Origin of the sequence: Bradyrhizobium roseum (genome assembly GCF_030413175.1) — a bacterium.
In the GTDB taxonomy this organism is placed as follows: domain Bacteria; phylum Pseudomonadota; class Alphaproteobacteria; order Rhizobiales; family Xanthobacteraceae; genus Bradyrhizobium; species Bradyrhizobium roseum.
In genome coordinates, this window is record NZ_CP129212.1 from 98,724 (window position 1) to 114,333 (window position 15,610).

Sequence of the window (15,610 nt, forward strand, 5' to 3'; positions counted from 1 at the left end):
TTCATAGGTTTGCCCCTATCATCCCGAGGGCGCGATTCTCATCCGCGCCCTTTTATTCCTAACCGAACGAGGTATTTCCCATGGCCGTTGGCAAGGTTTCTGACGCCGATTTCGAAGCCGAAGTGCTCAAGGCAACCGGGCCGGTGGTCGTCGATTTCTGGGCCGAATGGTGCGGCCCCTGCCGCATGATCGCCCCTGCCCTCGACGAGATTTCCGGCGCGATGGGCGACAAGGTCAAGATCGTGAAGCTGAACGTCGACGAGAGCCCGAAGACGGCCTCGAAATACGGCGTGATGTCGATCCCGACGTTGATGATCTTCAAGGGCGGCGAGATGGCCTCCCGCCAGGTCGGCGCCGCGCCGAAGGCGAAGCTGCAGCAGTGGATCACCGCTGCGGTGTAATCGGGTTTCGATATGCTGATTCTGAAACGGCCGGTGAACAACCGGCCGTTTGTTTTTTGCGGCAGCCGTTCACCCGATCCACCCCGTCGCCAGCGCATGCGCCAGTTCGGGCTGGCGATTCTTTCGCGCCAGTGCGGCCATCGCGTCGTGGTCGTACGGCACATGGCGGAAGGTGACGCCCCAGCCACCAACGGCCGGTTCTAGAATTGCGTAGCGCGCATCGGGCGTGCCGGCCTCGACCGCATGCGGAAACGGATGGACATCGCGAAAGCCGGGCGAACCGACGCTGCCGGGATTGACGATCAACCGCCCGTCGCGAAGCCGCACGGCACGCGCGATGTGCGTGTGTGCGCAGAGGATCAGCGGTTGCGTGATACCGTGGGCATATTTTTCGATCGTCTCAAGAGATGAGATTCGCACGGCGCCGTCGGGCAGCACCGTCTCCAGCCAATAGATCTCATCATTGTCAGGCGTAGCGTGACAAAGAAAAACCTGGCCGCGAAACACGGCCGTTCTTGGTACGGCGCGCAGCCAGTCGAGATGACGGGCTTCGAGCTGCGCATGGGCCGGCCGGTCCCACGAGCCCATCTTCTCCGGGGGACGGTCGATCAGATAGCGATCATGATTGCCGAGCACGTGAACGGCATCGAGCGCCATCAGCGTATCCATGGTCCGCCGCGCGTCGAGCGGGCCGCTCGCCATGTCGCCGAGATGGACGATATCGCTGATGCCCTGCGCGCGGATGTCGGCCAGCACGGCGTCGAGTGCGAGATAGTTTCCGTGCACATCGGCGATCGCGGCAAAACGCATGTGAACTTTCCTGCTTCCGGTTGCATGACCGTGCAAAAACCATGTCACGTCATTTAACTCATTTGGGTGACACCGCCCGGCAACATACTCCTTTGGTTCTATATATGAATCCGTGTTCCGACTGGCCGTCCGTACAATCCTGAGTTAGTATTTTACAACCACCGGGGCTGGCTAGTTCTTAAGCAATCGATATTTCTTCCCGGGTCGCCGCTGGAAGCGATTCCAGCGGCATTTCCGTTCGGGCAGTGCCTATCCCGGCGGCGTGCCGTTGATCGCAAGTACATGGCCGGCGAGATAGAGCGATCCCGTGATCAGGATGCGCGGCGGCACTTCATAGACCAGCCGCGACAGCGCGTGCAGCGCCGCTTCGACACCAGCCGCATTTTCCACGCGCATGCCCAGCGCGCGCCCCGCATCCGCCAGCCGATCCGGCGGCATCGCACTATCGCGATCAGGGATCGGCACGGCAATGATGTGCCGCGTCAGGCCGGCGAAATTGGCGAGAAACGCACCGGCATCCTTGTTCGCCATCATGCCGGCGATCACCACCAGCGGGCGCGAGACCCGTTCTTCGAGATCGCCCAATGCTGCCGCCGCGACGCGGCCGCCTTCGGCATTGTGCCCGCCATCGAGCCAGATCTCGCAGCCCTTCGGTCCGTGATCGACGAGCGTGCCCGTGACCAGCCGCTGCATCCGCGCCGGCCATTCGGCATTGACGATGCCCGCTTCGAACGCCGGCATGCCGATTTTGAACGCCTCGATCGCGCGCAGCGTTGCGATGGCAAGACCGGCATTGTCGAACTGATGCCGGCCGAACAGTTTCGGCGCCGCCAGATCCATCAGGCCCCGCTCGTCCTGATAGACCAGCCGCCCGCGCTCGACACCGACATGCCATTGCTGTCCCGCCGCATGCAGCGGCGCGCGCATGCGCTTGGCCTGCGTCTCGATCACCGTCATCGCCTCGCCCGCCTGCTCGGCGCAGATCACCGGCACACCGCGCTTGATGATGGCGGCCTTCTCGCCGGCGATGGATGCCAGCGTGTCGCCGAGGAACTCCATATGATCCATGCTGATGGGCGCGATCACCGTTGCGATCGGCTGCTCGACGACGTTGGTGGCGTCGAGCCGCCCGCCGAGACCGGTTTCCAGCAGCACGACATCGGCGTCGTGTTCGGCGAACAGGCAAAACGCCGCCGCGGTCTGCATCTCGAAGATCGTGATCGGCTCACCCGCGTTGACCTGTTCGCAATGCTCCAGCACCCGCCGCAACCCGGCATCATCCGCCAGCCGGCCACCGCCGGTCTCGCCGATACGAAAACATTCGTTGATCCTGACCAGATAGGGAGAGGTGTAGACGTGCACGCGCAGGCCTGCCGCTTCGAGCGTCGCTCGCAGATAGGCGATCGTTGAGCCCTTGCCGTTGGTTCCCGCGACATGGATCACCGGTGGCGAGAGGCGCTCCGGATGATCGAGTCGCGCCAGCAGACGGTGCATGCGATCAAGACCTAGATCGATCTGCTTCGGATGCAACGCGGACAGCCGCGCGATCAATCCATCGAGCGGCCGGGAATTGGCGGCGGGCAGGTTCACGCGTGGGGCGCAGCCGGCGCGGCTTCCGGCACAGCGACGATTTGCGCCGGGTCGGTGACCTCAGGCGCCGGCTTCGACGCGGACTCGAGCGCCGGTGATTTGGTCAGGATCCGGCACAGCCGCGCCAGCGTCGGGCGCATCTCGTGGCGATGCACGACCATGTCGATCATGCCGTGATCGAGCAGATACTCGGCGCGCTGAAAACCTTCCGGCAGCTTTTCGCGGATCGTCTGTTCGATGACGCGCGCGCCGGCAAAGCCGATCAGCGCGCCGGGCTCGGCGATCTGCACGTCGCCCAGCATGGCGTAGGACGCGGTGACGCCGCCGGTGGTCGGATTGGTCAGCACCACGATGTAGGGCAGTTTGGCCTCGCGCAGCATCTGCACGCCGACGGTGGTGCGCGGCATCTGCATCAGCGACAAGATGCCTTCCTGCATCCGCGCACCGCCAGAGGCCGCGAACATGATGAACGGCGACTTCTTCTCGACCGCCAGTTCGAGCCCGCGCACGATCGCCTCGCCCGCGGCCATGCCGAGCGAACCGCCCATGAAGTCGAAATCCTGCACCGCGACGACGACACCGGCGCCTTCCAGCTTGCCGTAACCGACCTTGATGGCATCGTTCAGCCCGGTCTTGGCGCGTGCGTCCTTGATACGGTCGACGTATTTGCGCTCGTCGCGAAACTTGAGCGGATCGGCCATCACTTCCGGCAGCGCGATGTCGTACCAGGTCTCGTTGTCGAAAATTGATTTCAGCCGCGCCACCGCGCCCATGCGCATGTGGTAGTTCGAGCCGGGGATGACGAACTGATTGGCCTCGACGTCCTTGTAGAACACGAGTTGCCCGGAATCCGGACACTTGATCCACAGATTCTCCGGCGTCTCGCGGCGCAGGATGTTGCGGATTTTCGGCCGGACGACGTTGGTGAGCCAATTCATGGTTCGCTCCGAAATGCGGTTAGGCGCATTGACTGGGATATGGCGACCGGGACCTAGCCCAACAAGCCGCGACTCAGCCCTATTCCACCCAATTATGGCTTATTCTGCGGCCTGTTTCGCGCCCTTTACGCCTTGCGCCAGGGCCGATGCCAGATCGGCCACGGCACCGACCGTCTTCGGGGTCGCGCGGCCCTCGCCATCGAGGCTGGCGTGGAGCGCATCGACCAGCGCGGTGCCGACCACGGCGCCGTTGGCCTTCTGCGCGATGGCCCGCGCGGCGTCCGGCGTGCGGATACCGAAGCCGACGCAAACCGGCAGTTTGGTGTGGCGCTTGATGCGGGCGACGGCCTCGCCGACGACATTGGAGTCGGCGGCCGCGCCCCCGGTGATCCCGGCGATGGAGACGTAGTAGACGAAGCCGGAGGTATTCGCGAGCACCGCGGGCAGACGCTTGTCGTCGGTGGTCGGCGTCGCCAGGCGGATGAAATTGAGTCCCGCCTTCATCGCGGGAATGCAGAGTTCGGTATCTTCCTCGGGCGGCAGGTCGACGATGATCAGGCCGTCGACGCCGGCGGCTTTGGCATCGGCGAGGAACTTGTCGACGCCGTAGATGTAGATCGGATTGTAGTAGCCCATCAGTACCAGCGGCGTGGCGTTGTCGTCCTTGCGGAAGCCGCGGACCATCTCCAGCGTCTTCTTCAAGGTCATGCCGGCCTTCAGCGCGCGCAGGCCCGCCGCCTGGATCGAGGGCCCGTCCGCCATCGGATCGGTAAAGGGCATGCCGATCTCGATGATGTCGGCGCCGGCCTTCGGCAGCGCCTTGATGATGCTGAGCGACGTCGCGGGGTCCGGATCGCCGGCCATCAGGAAGGTGACGAACGCCGAGCGGCCCTGCTTGGCGAGTTCGGCAAAACAAGCGTCGATGCGAGTGGTCACTTCTTCCTGCCCTTCAAGATGTCGCCGACCTGCGGCACGTCCTTGTCGCCGCGCCCGGACAGGTTGACCACCATCAAATGATCTTTCGGCCGCTTCGGGGCGAGCTCCAACACCTTTGCGATGGCGTGCGCCGGTTCGAGCGCGGGAATGATGCCTTCCAGCCGGGACAGCAGCTGGAACGCCTCCAGCGCCTCTTCATCGGTCGCCGACAGATAGGTGACGCGACCGGTCTCGTGCAGCCACGAGTGTTCCGGGCCGATGCCGGGATAATCCAGCCCCGCCGAGATCGAATGCGCGTCCTGGATCTGGCCGTCCTCGTCCATCAGCAAATAGGTGCGGTTGCCATGCAGCACGCCGGGCCGGCCGCCGGCGATCGAAGCGGCATGAAGCTGCGTCAGGCCATGCCCCGCGGCCTCCACGCCAAAGATTTCGATGGAGGGATCGTCCAGGAAGGGATGAAACAGCCCCATCGCGTTGGAGCCGCCGCCGATGCAGGCGATCAGCGAATCCGGCAGGCGGCCCTCGATCTCCTGCATCTGGGTACGCGTCTCGTCGCCGATCACGGACTGGAAATCGCGAACCATCATCGGGTAGGGATGCGGGCCCGCGACCGTGCCGATGCAGTAGAATGTGTCGTGCACGTTGGTGACCCAGTCGCGCAGCGCATCGTTCATCGCGTCCTTCAGCGTCCGCGAACCCGACTGTACCGGGACCACCCTGGCGCCCAGCATCTCCATGCGGATCACGTTGGGCTGCTGCCGCTCGACGTCGACCGCGCCCATATAGACCACGCAGTCGAGCCCGAACCGCGCGCACAGCGTCGCGGTGGCGACGCCGTGCTGGCCGGCGCCGGTCTCGGCGATGATGCGCTTCTTGCCCATCCGGCGCGCCACCATGATCTGGCCGAGCACGTTATTGACCTTGTGCGAGCCGGTGTGATTCAGCTCCTCGCGCTTGAAATAGATCTTCGCGCCGCCGAGATGCTCGGTCAGCCGTTCGGCGAAATACAGTGGCGACGGCCGGCCGACATAGTTCTTGAGATAGCCGTTCATCTCGGCCTGGAACGCCGGATCGGCCTTGGCGTCGGCATAGGCCTTTTCCAGGTCAAGGATCAGCGGCATCAGCGTCTCGGCGACGAAGCGTCCGCCGAAAATGCCGAAATGCCCCCGCTCGTCGGGGCCGGTACGGAAGGAATTGGGCAGATTTGGATTCATCGGACCATCAGTTCTTCGGTGGCGCGGGCGGCGCGAATGAAATGGCGGATCATCTCGGGATCCTTGACGCCGGGCGCGCTTTCAACGCCCGAAGACACATCGACGCCGCCGGCGCGGGTGACGCGGACCGCTTCCGCCAGGTTATCGGCGGTGAGCCCGCCTGAAACCAGATACGGCAAATCAAGCTCGAGTTTCGCCAGCACGTGCCAGTCGAACACGGCCCCCAGCCCGCCGGGGCGGGTGGCGCCCTTGGGCGCGCGGGCGTCGAACAGGATGCGGTCGGAGACGCTGGCATAGCCCGGCAGCCCGGCAAGATCGGCGGAGGTTTCGACCGCGATCACCTTCATGACCGGAAGCGCGAATTTGGCCTTGATGTCGCGAACGCGCGCGGTTGTTTCCTTGCCGTGCAATTGCAGCAGGTCCGGCTTGAGCGTCTCGACGATGTTTTCCAGCATGGCATCGTCGGCATCGACGGTCAGCGCCACCTTGGCGGCGCGGCCCTTGGCTTGCCGGCCGAGATCGCGCGCGACCTCCAGGCTGACATGGCGCGGCGACGGCGGAAAGAACACAAAACCCACCATGTCGGCGCCCGACTCGAGCGCTACGTCGAGCGTCTCGCGCGTGGACAGGCCGCAGATTTTGACGAGCAGGGGCATGGTCTCTCGGGAACGGGTTTCGCGCCCCGGGACCTTGTGGAACAGGGCTGACGGGGCGGGTTCTACAACGTCGCGCCCTGCTTGTCTCGCCCTGCGGCCCCATAGAATCCGTAACCGGACGGTGCCGGAAGCCGCTGCTGGTCGGCCCGGGAAACCGCTGCCGCGGCCCTCAAAGCGTCCGTTTCCGCCCTGGCCCGGCGGGCGTCCGCCTCATGCTGGCGCGCCGCGCGGCGCCAGTGGCGCTGGCGGAACCAGGTCGCCATGCCGCCAGCCACCACCCCCACCATGGCCACCGCGATGATTATGACGAACAGCGGCATCGACACCGCGATCGCCGGATCAGTCGAGTTAAAGGGATCGAACGAGACCGTCACGAAATGACGGTTGGCGACCGCAAAGACAATGAAGATGAGCCCTAGGGGAATGACGACCAGAGCCGTGAAGAACTTTCGCATGACCATCGCTCGTAGTGATCGAGGAAGGCGGGCAACGGGCCCGCAACACGGCTACAAATAGTCAAATCGAAAAAGCGCCTACGCGCCAGCCTCGGGCGCGCCGTTTTCGCGGTTCAGCCGCTCGCGCATTTCCTTGCCGGTCTTAAAGAACGGCACGCTTTTCTGATCGACCGGTACGTGGGCGCCGGTACGCGGATTGCGTCCCGCGCGGGCGGGGCGATGCTTGACCGAAAAAGCGCCGAAACCGCGCAGCTCGACACGGTCGCCGCGCGCCAGTGCAGCCACGATCTCGTCGAGGATCGCGTTCACAATGTTCTCCACATCCCGCTGATAGAGGTGCGGGTTGTGCTCGGCGATGCGCTGAACAAGTTCGGATTTGATCATCGAAGTTGGGATCCGGGATCGTGCGGATATCCATTTCCGTGAAAATACCTTGCACTGTCAAGACGCTAAATCACTTTTGGGCAGCGCGGACCACGCCGCGAAGGGCCCAAAGAGGCTATGCGGCAACACCCGCAGTGCGGGAGAAAGTAACCGAAGGCAGCCGGCAAGGCTCAGTTCGGCGCCGCCGGGCGCCACAAGGCGAGCATGCCGTCGAGCGAGAGCTGATCGACCGCCTGGGCGACGCCGCCCTGCTCGATCTGGCGCGCAATCGAACTCAAACCGAGCGCATCGAACGTGATCGAGGCCGCGGTGCGCAGGAACGTCAGGTCGCCGAAACGCGGCGTGAGCTTGTAGTCGCGCACCGGCAGATCGCTTTTGACCTTCTTTTCGGACACCAGCCACGCCACGGCGGTTTTTTCGTCGCCGAGCTGATCGACCAGCTTCAGTTCGACCGCCTGGCGGCCGGTGAAAACCCGCCCGTCCGCGACCTTCTCCAGCAGCGCGTCATCCATGCCGCGCCGTTCCTTCACCAGGCCGCGGAACCAGGCGTAGGAATCCTTTACCAGCGCATCGAGGGCGGCGCGCGCCTCCGGGCTGGTCGGCTCAAACCCGTTCGGCGCGGCCTTCAGCGGCGAGGATTTCACCTCCTCGACCTTGACGCCCACCGTCTTCAACAGCTCGGTAAAATTCGGGAACTGGAACAGCACGCCGATCGAACCGACCAGTGAGCTCTGCCGCGCGACGATCTGATCAGCGGCGAGCGCCGCGATATAGCCACCCGAGGCGGCCAGCCCCTCCACGACCACCACGACCGGCTTCTTGGCCTTCAAACGCACCAGCGAATCATACAGCTGCTCGGAGCCGGCTGTGGTGCCGCCGGGCGAGTTGATATGGATGATGACGGCGGCGTGATTCGACTTCTCCAGCCGCTCCAGCGCCTCGACGCGCTGCTGGTCGCTGCGGATCAACCCCTCGATGTTGACCCGCGCGATCGAGCTCGTCGCCGACAGCGCCGCCGGTCCGCTCGTCGTCGCGACCGCGCCGACGCCTATGATCGCCGCGATGGCGATCACCCCGGCGGCGACCCGCCAGAAGGTCAGCTTGCGGCGGATCCTGCGGCGATCGACGATCACGTCCGAATCGAGCGACATCAAAATTCTCCTGGAAGCAGTCCGCGCGTTTTTGCATTCGCAGCGTGAGCGAAGCGTTATCTGATTACATCAATTGCGACGTAATTTGAAGAAAACAAGGCCCGGTTTCCTTCTCCTCTTGTGGGAGAAGGAAGGCACAGAAAAGGCCCCGGTCGAAACCGGGGCCTGATGTCGCAGACAAATCGCGCGAATGCTTACTTGTCGCGGTTCTTGAGCGCGGTGCCGAGAATGTCGCCCAGCGTCGCTCCCGAATCGGAGGAGCCGTATTGCGCGATGGCTTCCTTCTCTTCGGCAACTTCCAGCGCCTTGATCGAGACCTGCACCTTGCGGGCCTTCTTGTCGAACTGGATCACGCGGGCATCGACCTTTTCGCCGACGGCGAAGCGCTCGGCGCGCTGGTCGTTGCGGTCACGGGCGAGTTCGGAGCGCTTGATGAAGGTGGTGAAGTCGGTGCCCGAGATCTTCACCTCGATGCCGGCTTCCTTCACTTCGAGCACTTCGCAGGTCACGACCGCGCCCTTCTTGACGTCGCCCGGCTCGGCGAAGGGGTCGCCTTCGAGCTGCTTGACGCCGAGCGAGATGCGCTCCTTCTCGACATCGACGTCGAGCACCACGGCCTTGACCATGTCGCCCTTCTTGAAGTTGTCGATGACCTGCTCGCCTGGAAGCTTCCAGTCGAGGTCGGACAGATGGACCATGCCGTCGACGTCGCCGTCGAGACCCAGGAACAGACCGAACTCGGTCTTGTTCTTGACCTCGCCTTCGACCGTCGAACCGACCGGGAACTTCTCGACGAAGACTTCCCAGGGATTGCGCATGGTCTGCTTGAGGCCGAGCGAGATGCGGCGCTTGACCGAATCGACTTCCAGAACCTGCACTTCGACTTCCTGCGAGGTCGAAACGATCTTGCCGGGGTGCATGTTCTTCTTGGTCCACGACATTTCCGAGACGTGGATCAGGCCTTCGATGCCCGGCTCCAGTTCGACGAACGCGCCGTAGTCGGTGATGTTGGTGACGCGGCCGGTGAAGCGCGCGTTCAGCGGGTATTTGGCCTCGATGCCCTGCCACGGATCGTCCAGCAACTGTTTCATGCCGAGCGAAATGCGGTGGGTTTCGTGGTTGATCTTGATGATCTTGACCTTGACGGTCTGGCCGATGGTGAGCACCTCGGTCGGGTGATTGACCCGGCGCCAGGCGATATCGGTGACGTGAAGCAGGCCGTCGATGCCGCCGAGATCAACGAACGCACCGTAATCGGTGATGTTCTTGACCACGCCGTCGATCACCTGACCCTCTTCGAGGTTCTGCACCAGCTCCTGGCGCTGCTCGGCGCGGGTCTCTTCGAGAACCGTGCGGCGCGACACCACGATGTTGCCGCGGCGGCGATCCATCTTGAGAATCTGGAACGGCTGCGAGTTGTTCATCAGCGGCGCGACGTCGCGGATCGGGCGGATATCGACTTGGCTGCGCGGCAGGAAGGCGACCGCGCCGTCGAGGTCGACGGTGAAGCCGCCCTTGACCTGGTTGAAGATGACGCCGTGAACCTTCTCGTTGTTGTTGAAGGCCTTCTCGAGCTTGCCCCAGCTTTCCTCGCGGCGCGCCTTGTCGCGCGACAGCACGGCTTCGCCGAGCGCATTTTCGATCCTGTCGAGGAACACCTCGACCTCGTCGCCAACCTTGAGATCGCTTTCGCGGCCGGGGCCGGCGAATTCGCGCAGCGCGACGCGGCCCTCGGTCTTCAGGCCGACGTCGATGACGGCCATGTCCTTTTCAATTGCAACTACCTTGCCCTTGATGACGGAGCTTTCCTGCAGATTGCCGCCGGCGAAGGACTCGTCCAGCATTGCAGCGAAATCGTCACGGGTAGGATTATAAGAAGCAGCAGTCGAAGCCATTTGTTCTCCAGATGCGGGTATTGCCGGCAGTTCGGGTGAATGGGCGCATCGCGCGTGAGGTGTCAGGGTCCGCAAATCCCAACGACCGCGTTTGCGGGAGTGCGCAAAAGCGGGCCGGCAGCATGCCTGCACGTCCGATACGTTTGATTTATCCGGAGCCTGAAACGAGCGTATCGACTTCAGGAGCCTGGAGCGGACTTTCCTCCAATGACGGCGGGGGTTCAAACCTCCCGCCGGCCCGCTCGGACAGCCCTGATCTCATCGATGGTGGCCCGGATGGCGGTGGATATAGCCCCGAAGGCCATTTTCGGCAAGCTGGAAATGCCCGATTCGGGGCTGAAGCGGGCCCGCGCCATGCCCGGAAACCGGCCCTTCAGCGGCCGGCGCGGACCGCCTCGACGATGGCGATGGCGGCGCGGACGCCGCCCTCGATGTCGAGATTGGAATTATCCAGGATATGAGCGTCGGCGGCGGCCTTGAGCGGCGCGGCGGCGCGGTTCCTGTCCCGTTCGTCACGCTTGAGGATATCGGCCAGTACCATCGCCTCGTCAGCAGCCTCGCCCCGCGACAGCGCTTCCAGCGTCCGGCGATGGGCCCGCACCTGCGGGTCGGCGACGACGAAGATTTTGACGTCGGCATCCGGGCAGATCACGGTTCCGATGTCGCGGCCGTCGAGCACGGCGCCGGGCGGATCGGCCGCGAACTGGCGCTGAAAATGGACCAGCGCCTCGCGCACGCTCGCAATCACCGAGACGACGGAAGCGGCTTCGCCGATGCGGTGCGACTTCAACTCGGGATCGCCGAACGTCTGGGGATCGAGCTCCATCGCCACCTTCACCGCCCGCGCCTCATCGGTGAGATCGTGGCCGGCATCGAGCAGCGCCTTCGCCACGGCGCGGTAGATCACCCCGGTGTCGAGGTGACGATAGCCGTAGTGCTGCGCGAGCCGCTTGCCGAGCGTGCCCTTGCCGGATGCCGCCGGCCCGTCAATGGCGATGATCATGGAACGCCATGTGCGACAGCGCCGCACGCGGGTCAAGAGCCGCCACCCGGGGGACGGATGGCACCGTTACGAGAAATGTGAATTCCGCAGGGCGAACTGACCCGCGCCCGGATGCGTCCAAATGTTCCTCGCCCAAACCACTAGCTGCTTCTATTCTGCGAGTGCCCGGGAGTCCCGTTCAGAGGATCTGCTTAAAAAAGCACGGGCTGGAGGGATCACATGAGCACGATTTCACGACGTCATTTCATTGGTACCGCCGCGGCCGCATCGGCGATCCCGCTGATCGGATCCTCGGCCCATGCGCAGGCCGACTGGCCCACCAAGCCGATCAAAATCATCGCCGGCTATCCGGCCGGCGGTCAGACCGATTTGTATGCGCGCACCTACGGCGAATACATCCGCTCCGAGACCGGCCAGAACGTGACGGTGGAAAACAAGGCCGGCGCCTCCGGCTCGGTCGCAGCCATCGAAGCCAAGCGCGCCGCGCCCGACGGCTACACGCTGATGTTCACGATCTCGACGACGATGATCATGAACCGCGTCCTGATCAAGGATATCGGCTACGACGCCGACAAGGATTTTACGCTGGTCTCGATCATGCCGGCGGGCAGCCTGCCGTTCGTGGCCGCCGAGAAGACCGGCGCGAAGACGCTCGAGGAATTCGTCGCCTATGCGAAGAAGGCCGAGAAGGTCAACATCGGCACCTACGGCGCGGGCTCCTACGCGCACATGGCGGTCGCCGAAATGAACAAGCAGTACGGCCTCAAGATGGAAGCGGTGCATTATCGCGGCGAGGCGCCGATGTGGACCGACCTTGCAGGCGGATTCATCGACGGCGCCCACGGCAGCTATTCCGCCGCACTGTCCGTGCTGCAGAGCGGCCGCGGCCGTGCGGTCGCCGTCTCGCGCAAGCGCATGTCGACATTGCCGGACGTGCCCTCCTTCGCCGAACAAGGCACGACATCGCCGATCTTCAAGCTGACCGGCTTCCAGTGTTGCGCGGTACCCGCGGGGACGCCGGAAGCGGTCGTTCAGAAACTGTCGAAGCTGCTCGTCGACGGCGGCAAGACTGAAAAGCTGCGACAATTGATGAAATCGTTCGGCGTCGACGACACCGCGATGACGTTCGAGGAGACGCAGAAACTCTATAAAGAAGAATCGCCGATCTGGCTCGAGGCGGTGACGAGCCTCGGACTCGCGCCGTCCTGAACCGCGCGAGCGGGCGCTATTGCCCCGACGGATGCGGGCCGCGCGCCCGCCGCAACGGCCGCTCTTCGGTAAAGATGTTGCGCGACGCGAACTCGGCGGGACTGCTGAAGGTCAGGTATTCGCGCGCACCATCGTCAGCAAATGGAGACGCATGCCACGCATGTTCGAGATATCTCTTCGGCGAGAAGGCCCACCCAGGGACGTCAGGTAGTTCGTGCTGATGAGCGAGATATTCTGCTACCGCCCCAAGCAATCCTTCGAGCCGGGCGTCGCCCGTCGGAGCGGGTTCGTCGCGGAGCATGGCAGCTTTCTGCTCGGGCGTCACGGCAAGGTAGAATTGATCGAGGAATTCCGACAAGGCCTTGTCGCGCGCCTCACCTTCCATCATTCGATCAGCGGTCTGTGCGAGGGTATTGGGGCGCATCGGTCAGAACATCTCCGGCCAGCAGGCGTCTTAGCACGAAACGCTGCTTGTCTGCATCTGCCGCGCTCTTTGGAAAAAACTCGGCCAATACCTCGATCGCCTGCTCGACCTCCGTCAAGCCGAGAACCTTCAACAAATTCGCGGTGTCCGACATGTCTTGCGCGCCCTTGTCGAAGTCCGAAATGCGAAGGGATTTCAGCTTCAAGGCCAGCATGTAGCGTGCAGTAGGAATGAACACCGACAGCCCCACCGGCTCGTTCCGCCTCGGAAACGTACCAAAGGCAACATGGTCGCGATCACTTGCCAGAGGACTCAAATGAAAAGTAACCGCATCATTGAACCACGTCGCAGACCAGTCGTTCTCCGCTGCGATGGCTGACACGGCCTGGGACAGCCAGTCGGGCCAATCGATTCCAATCTCGCGAATATCGACATCTTCCGTCGCAAACCGAAAATTGCTCGCCAGCATCAGCGCGGAGCCGCCATACACGGCGATTTGCAGCTTCGTTCCCGCGTCGACCGCCGCGCGTCCAATCCTGTCAAAGGCGGCGAGGAGCGCGGCGCGGTCGAAGGCTGCACTCATCCCGTCGGCCTCATGAAAACTCAGCGCCCAGCGCACGCATCATCGGGATGAAGTCCGGAAAGCTGGTGGCGATGAAGGCGGTGTCGTCGACCTTGACCGGCTTGTCGGCGGCGAGGCCCATCACCAGCGCAGACATCGCGATGCGGTGATCCATGTGGGTGGCGACGAGGCCGCCGCCGGGCACATGGCCGCGGCCCTCGACGACCAGGTCGTCGCCGGCGATCTCGACCTTGACGCCGTTGACGCGCAGCATAGCGGCGGTCGCCTCGAGGCGATCGGATTCCTTGACCCGCAATTCCTGCAGGCCGCGCATGATGGTGGTGCCTTCGGCAAAGGATGCTGCTACCGCCAGTACCAGATATTCGTCGATCATCGAGGGCGCGCGCTCCGGCGGCACCTCGACGCCGCGCAGTTTTGACGCGCGCACGCGCAAGCGGGCCATCGGCTCGCCGGCATCGCCGCGGACCTCGCTTTCCTCGATCGATGCGCCCATCTCGCGCAGCGTCGTGAACAGGCCGGTGCGCAGCGGATTGGTCATGACGTCGGAAAAGGTCACATCCGAGCCCTCGACGACCAGCGCCGCCACGATCGGGAACGCCGCTGAGGACGGATCGGCGGGCACGATCACCTCCGCGCCGTGCAGTTCGGGCTGGCCGGTCAGCGCGATCTTCCGGCCATGGCTGCCTTCGTTGACCGAGACGATCTCGGCGCCGAAATGTTTCAGCATCAGTTCGGTGTGGTCGCGGCTGGCTTCCTGCTCGATGACGGTGGTGACGCCGGGCGCGGCGAGCCCGGCCAGCAGCACCGCCGACTTGATTTGGGCCGAAGCCACCGGGGTCCGGTACAGAATCGGCACGGGATCGCGGGCGCCATGCAGCGTCAGCGGCAGGCGGCCGCCTTCCTTCGCCTCGCCGGCCTTGGCTCCCACCAATTCCAGCGGATCGAGAATCCGGCGCATCGGGCGGGACCTCAGCGAGGCGTCGCCATCGAACACCGCCGATATCGGGCACCCCGCGACCGCCCCCATCACGAGGCGACAGCCGGTGCCGGAATTGCCGAAATCGAGCGGGGCGGCCGGCTGGGCAAAGCCCGCGACGCCGACACCCCTGACCTGCCAGACAAATGGCCCGGTCCGCTCGACCTGAGCCCCCAGCGCCTGCATCGATTTGGCGGTATTGAGGACGTCTTCGCCCTCCAGCAGGCCGGAAATCGTGGTTTTGCCGACCGAAAGCGCCCCCAGGATAAGGGCCCGGTGCGAAATCGACTTATCCCCCGGCACGCGGACTTTACCGCTCAGGGGGCCGCTTGCGCGGGATTCCAGCGGGGTTTGGGCGGTTTGATGGGTCAAGATCGTGATCCTTTGCGCGGGTCGCAGTACCACACGGGCCACACCGCGTCACGGGGCCGGCAAATGCGACAAACCGCTATTGACACCCGCCGCTTAACTAGCCAAGTGAAGCACCGTTTTTCAGAATTTCCCAGGATCCCCACGTGGCCAAATCCGATCTCGGAACCAAACGCATTTGCCCGACGACGGGTAAGAAATTCTACGACCTGAACAAGAACCCGGTGATTTCGCCCTACACCGGCGAGGTTGTGCCGATCGCGCCGATTGCGCCGCCGCGGGCCGCCCGTGGCGATGCCGCACGCGCCGCGGCTGCCGCTTCGGCCACCGCCGCTGCCGATCTGCCGGAAGCCGCCGAGGCCGAAGAGTTGGTCTCGCTCGAGGAGGCCGACGCCGAGGAGAACACCGGCAAGGTCAAGGCCGTGGTTCCCGAATCGGAAGACGACATCGAGGTCGACGAGACCATCGAAGGCGATGACGACGACGATTCCACCTTCATTCCCGACGAAGAAGATGGCGATGAAGACGTCACCGACATCATCGGCGACGTCGGAGGCGACGAAGAGACTTGAGATCGTCCCTGAACTGTGGTTCAGGGACGTGCCCGCACGCTGAT

The 15,610-nt window shown here is 63.9% G+C and carries 17 protein-coding genes; 3 read left to right on the forward strand and 14 right to left on the reverse strand.

Features of this window, described 5'->3' with window-relative positions; translation table 11 throughout:
• Window positions 1-80: 80 nt before the first annotated feature.
• The gene (trxA, locus tag QUH67_RS00435; protein ID WP_016847387.1) at window positions 81-401 is read left to right on the forward strand and encodes a thioredoxin; all 321 of its coding nucleotides are present in this window, start codon (window positions 81-83) and stop codon (window positions 399-401) included.
• 69 nt (window positions 402-470) lie between these two features.
• Here the strand turns inward: trxA and QUH67_RS00440 are convergent, their stop codons facing one another.
• The 11 genes from QUH67_RS00440 to cmk all read right to left on the reverse strand — a co-directional run bounded on the left by QUH67_RS00440 (window position 471) and on the right by cmk (window position 11,433).
• Window positions 471-1,211 carry a metallophosphoesterase family protein gene (locus tag QUH67_RS00440; protein ID WP_300944699.1) on the reverse strand — a complete coding sequence of 247 codons (741 nt, stop codon included), beginning with the start codon at window positions 1,209-1,211 and terminating at the stop codon, window positions 471-473.
• 249 nt (window positions 1,212-1,460) lie between these two features.
• Entirely contained in the window at window positions 1,461-2,801 is a 1,341-nt protein-coding gene (locus tag QUH67_RS00445; protein WP_300944700.1) for a bifunctional folylpolyglutamate synthase/dihydrofolate synthase, read from the reverse strand.
• Window positions 2,798-3,739 (reverse strand): acetyl-CoA carboxylase, carboxyltransferase subunit beta, encoded by a 942-nt coding sequence (accD, locus tag QUH67_RS00450; protein WP_300944701.1) that lies wholly within the window; start codon window positions 3,737-3,739, stop codon window positions 2,798-2,800. The genes QUH67_RS00445 and accD overlap by 4 nt, the downstream gene beginning before the upstream one ends.
• A gap of 99 nt (window positions 3,740-3,838) precedes the next feature.
• Window positions 3,839-4,675 carry a tryptophan synthase subunit alpha gene (gene trpA, locus QUH67_RS00455; protein ID WP_300944702.1) on the reverse strand — a complete coding sequence of 279 codons (837 nt, stop codon included), beginning with the start codon at window positions 4,673-4,675 and terminating at the stop codon, window positions 3,839-3,841.
• Window positions 4,672-5,889 carry a tryptophan synthase subunit beta gene (gene trpB, locus QUH67_RS00460; RefSeq protein ID WP_300944703.1) on the reverse strand — a complete coding sequence of 406 codons (1,218 nt, stop codon included), beginning with the start codon at window positions 5,887-5,889 and terminating at the stop codon, window positions 4,672-4,674. The genes trpA and trpB overlap by 4 nt, the downstream gene beginning before the upstream one ends.
• A complete protein-coding gene (locus QUH67_RS00465; protein WP_300944704.1) occupies window positions 5,886-6,545 on the reverse strand; it encodes a phosphoribosylanthranilate isomerase in 660 nt (219 codons plus the stop codon). The genes trpB and QUH67_RS00465 overlap by 4 nt, the downstream gene beginning before the upstream one ends.
• A 62-nt stretch (window positions 6,546-6,607) precedes the next feature.
• Window positions 6,608-7,000: a LapA family protein gene (locus tag QUH67_RS00470; protein WP_300944705.1), complete on the reverse strand. Its 393-nt coding sequence runs from the start codon at window positions 6,998-7,000 to the stop codon at window positions 6,608-6,610.
• Window positions 7,001-7,078: 78 nt separating this feature from the next.
• A complete protein-coding gene (locus QUH67_RS00475; RefSeq protein WP_300944706.1) occupies window positions 7,079-7,384 on the reverse strand; it encodes an integration host factor subunit beta in 306 nt (101 codons plus the stop codon).
• Between the two features lie 170 nt (window positions 7,385-7,554).
• Window positions 7,555-8,535 (reverse strand): signal peptide peptidase SppA, encoded by a 981-nt coding sequence (gene sppA, locus QUH67_RS00480; RefSeq protein ID WP_300944707.1) that lies wholly within the window; start codon window positions 8,533-8,535, stop codon window positions 7,555-7,557.
• A 194-nt stretch (window positions 8,536-8,729) separates the two neighbouring features.
• Entirely contained in the window at window positions 8,730-10,430 is a 1,701-nt protein-coding gene (gene rpsA, locus QUH67_RS00485; protein WP_212417156.1) for a 30S ribosomal protein S1, read from the reverse strand.
• Window positions 10,431-10,803: 373 nt separating this feature from the next.
• On the reverse strand, window positions 10,804-11,433 hold the full coding sequence (gene cmk, locus QUH67_RS00490; RefSeq protein ID WP_300944708.1) for a (d)CMP kinase: 630 nt from the start codon (window positions 11,431-11,433) through the stop codon (window positions 10,804-10,806).
• Window positions 11,434-11,652: 219 nt separating this feature from the next.
• Here cmk and QUH67_RS00495 point away from each other — a divergent pair, with 219 nt between their 5' ends.
• Window positions 11,653-12,642, forward strand: a complete 990-nt coding sequence (locus QUH67_RS00495; protein WP_300944709.1) for a Bug family tripartite tricarboxylate transporter substrate binding protein — start codon at window positions 11,653-11,655, stop codon at window positions 12,640-12,642.
• 16 nt (window positions 12,643-12,658) lie between these two features.
• Here QUH67_RS00495 and QUH67_RS00500 read toward each other — a convergent pair whose 3' ends face one another.
• Genes QUH67_RS00500 through aroA form a run of 3 tightly spaced genes read right to left on the reverse strand, consistent with a single transcriptional unit; the run spans window position 12,659 to window position 14,997 of the window.
• Entirely contained in the window at window positions 12,659-13,027 is a 369-nt protein-coding gene (locus QUH67_RS00500; protein WP_300944710.1) for a hypothetical protein, read from the reverse strand.
• A gap of 7 nt (window positions 13,028-13,034) precedes the next feature.
• Complete coding sequence (locus tag QUH67_RS00505) at window positions 13,035-13,649, reverse strand: hypothetical protein (RefSeq protein WP_300944711.1); 615 nt, start codon at window positions 13,647-13,649, stop codon at window positions 13,035-13,037.
• A 10-nt stretch (window positions 13,650-13,659) separates the two neighbouring features.
• On the reverse strand, window positions 13,660-14,997 hold the full coding sequence (gene aroA / locus QUH67_RS00510) for a 3-phosphoshikimate 1-carboxyvinyltransferase (protein WP_300944712.1): 1,338 nt from the start codon (window positions 14,995-14,997) through the stop codon (window positions 13,660-13,662).
• Between the two features lie 143 nt (window positions 14,998-15,140).
• On the opposite strand from aroA, the gene QUH67_RS00515 reads away from it, so the two are divergent.
• Window positions 15,141-15,566: a TIGR02300 family protein gene (locus QUH67_RS00515; RefSeq protein ID WP_300944713.1), complete on the forward strand. Its 426-nt coding sequence runs from the start codon at window positions 15,141-15,143 to the stop codon at window positions 15,564-15,566.
• Window positions 15,567-15,610 lie beyond the last annotated feature (44 nt).

Bases quoted from the DNA above. Each gene is read 5' to 3' on its own strand.
- sppA (WP_300944707.1), bottom strand. From the start codon at position 8,535: ATGTCGCTCGATTCGGACGTGATCGTCGATCGCCGCAGGATCCGCCGC.
- QUH67_RS00475 (WP_300944706.1), bottom strand. From the start codon at position 7,384: ATGATCAAATCCGAACTTGTTCAGCGCATCGCCGAGCACAACCCGCAC.
- QUH67_RS00495 (WP_300944709.1), top strand. From the start codon at position 11,653: ATGAGCACGATTTCACGACGTCATTTCATTGGTACCGCCGCGGCCGCA.
- rpsA (WP_212417156.1), bottom strand. From the start codon at position 10,430: ATGGCTTCGACTGCTGCTTCTTATAATCCTACCCGTGACGATTTCGCT.
- QUH67_RS00465 (WP_300944704.1), bottom strand. From the start codon at position 6,545: ATGCCCCTGCTCGTCAAAATCTGCGGCCTGTCCACGCGCGAGACGCTC.
- QUH67_RS00500 (WP_300944710.1), bottom strand. From the start codon at position 13,027: ATGGAAGGTGAGGCGCGCGACAAGGCCTTGTCGGAATTCCTCGATCAA.
- trpB (WP_300944703.1), bottom strand. From the start codon at position 5,889: ATGAATCCAAATCTGCCCAATTCCTTCCGTACCGGCCCCGACGAGCGG.
- accD (WP_300944701.1), bottom strand. From the start codon at position 3,739: ATGAATTGGCTCACCAACGTCGTCCGGCCGAAAATCCGCAACATCCTG.
- trxA (WP_016847387.1), top strand. From the start codon at position 81: ATGGCCGTTGGCAAGGTTTCTGACGCCGATTTCGAAGCCGAAGTGCTC.
- QUH67_RS00440 (WP_300944699.1), bottom strand. From the start codon at position 1,211: ATGCGTTTTGCCGCGATCGCCGATGTGCACGGAAACTATCTCGCACTC.
- cmk (WP_300944708.1), bottom strand. From the start codon at position 11,433: ATGATCATCGCCATTGACGGGCCGGCGGCATCCGGCAAGGGCACGCTC.
- QUH67_RS00505 (WP_300944711.1), bottom strand. From the start codon at position 13,649: ATGAGTGCAGCCTTCGACCGCGCCGCGCTCCTCGCCGCCTTTGACAGG.
- QUH67_RS00470 (WP_300944705.1), bottom strand. From the start codon at position 7,000: ATGCGAAAGTTCTTCACGGCTCTGGTCGTCATTCCCCTAGGGCTCATC.